Genomic DNA, 2,142 nt, shown 5'->3' with positions numbered 1-2,142 from the left:
CAATAACTTAAATTTGACAATGCTTAAATATTTTTATGCAATGCTAGTGATAAAAAGAAGTTTAAAAAATAATGAAAAATGTATTTACATTGATTCAAAAGATAATCAAAAGAAAATTTTAGCTGAATTAAATATAACATTTAGGAATGCAGATGATTTTTTAAAGAGTGGACAGCTGCAGACTTTTAATGTCGAAGAATTATATGGGGATCCAGATAATTTCAGTGCTGATGATATGATTACTTTAATTGAAACAAATGTAAAATCAGCTGTCAAAGAAGGTTACAGTGGTTTAAGTATAACTGGAGAATTAAAGGGCGTTATAGATTTTAAAGGTGGTAAAGAAGAAATAATTAAATATGAATGGAAGCTGCATGATCAGATTTTTGAAAAATATCCTGTTAATGCTCTCTGTAGATATAATATTAATCTATTCGACAATGAAATTATTAAAGCTGCAGTTGAACTTCATGATTATATAATCTGGCAGGGAAAACTTTATGAAAATCCCTATTATATTGATCCTGAAGGATATAAGCAGAAAAAAGTAGAGGAATATGAAATAAAAAGCTGGCTTAAAAATATTCAGCAGTATCAAAAAAAAGAAGATTTATATAAAGAAGTAATAAATAATAGTCAAAAAAAATATTCTGAACTCTATAATGAGGCACCGATTGGAATTATCAAAACAAGTTCTAATGGTCAGGTAATACAGGTCAATAAAAAGATGATAGAAATAGGTGGGTTTAATACTGTTCAGGAAGCTGTAAATAGTTATAGTGATTTAGGAAAAGATCTTTATTATAATCCGATAAAAAGAAAAGAATTTCTAAGCGAACTAAATAAAAATGGAGAAGTTAAAAATTTTGAATTTAGAGCAAAAAAGAAAAACAGTGAAATAATATGGCTCAATATGAGTGCTAAAATTACTGAAAGAAAAGAAGATGGTAATTTTATTATTGAAGGTTTTGTCTTTGATGTCAGCGAAAAAAAACAGTATGAAAAAAGTTTAGAGAAGAAAAAAGAAGAACTTTCAGCTTATAATCAGCAGCTGCAGGCCTACAATGAGGAAATTACAGCTATGAACGAAGAACTGGAAACATCTTTTGAAGAAATTGAAGAGCTTAATAATCGCTTTGAAAAGATGATTTCTTTAGTCTCTGATATAGATAATTTAAATACAATCTCTGAAGCTGAATTTTTAAATAAAATATTACAGCAGGCAGTAGAAATTGTTCCAGAAGCTGATTTTGGCAGTGTCTATACTTTTGGTGATCAGTATGTTAATTTTATAGACTGCATAGGTTATGATTTAGAATCATTAAAAGAAAATAAAATTGATAATGAGGCTTTTTATAATCAAGTTGAAGCAATAGAAATAATTGATCAGGAAGATATGAAAAATCGGAATCGACAGCATATGAGTAGTGATGATTTTAAGGAGATGAATGAGGTCAGTTTAAATAAGATTAAGGAGATTATGTATTTGGATTTAGAAATTAATGGACAAAAAAAGGCTGGTATAAGTTTAGATATTAAGCTAAATAGTAAAAAAAGCTTTACAAATAGTTCTAAAAAAATATTCTCTGCTTTTTATAATATTGCTTCTTCGTTTTACAAAATGAAAGAATATAATTTTCTACAAAGTAATTTTACTAAAGAATTAATTTCTTCAACAATTAAAATGCTGGAAATGTATGATTTATATACAAGAGGTCATTCTGAAAATGTTGCAGATCTTGCAGCAGAAATCGCAGAAGAAATGAAACTTGATCAGAAAAGAATTGATGATATTTACTGGGCGGGTTTAGTACATGATATTGGCAAGATGTTAATTCCTTTAGAGGTGCTGAATAAAGAAGGTAAATTAAGTGATAGTGAATATGAATTAATTAAAGAACACCCTGTCATTGGAAGTAATGCCTTAAAAAGTTCTAAATCACTACAGCATATAGCCAAATATATAAGACATCATCATGAAAGGTGGGATGGTGGTGGTTATCCTGATGCTTTGGAAAAAAATAATATCCCGCTTGAATCACAAATTCTTTGTGCAGCAGATGCCTGGGATGCTATGAATTCTAAAAGAACCTATCGGGAGCCCTTAAGTTATAATCATGCTCTGGCAGAAATCAAAGATAA

At 28.8% G+C, this 2,142-nt stretch carries 1 protein-coding gene; it reads left to right on the top strand.

Annotation, left to right across the window (positions count from 1 at the left end):
- On the top strand, positions 1-2,142 hold a 2,142-nt coding region (locus CI949_RS20115), incomplete at both ends, for an HD domain-containing phosphohydrolase (RefSeq protein ID WP_290769773.1).

The organism is Halanaerobium sp., from assembly GCF_003070835.1.
This window is presented reverse-complemented; position numbering and strand designations above follow the sequence as displayed.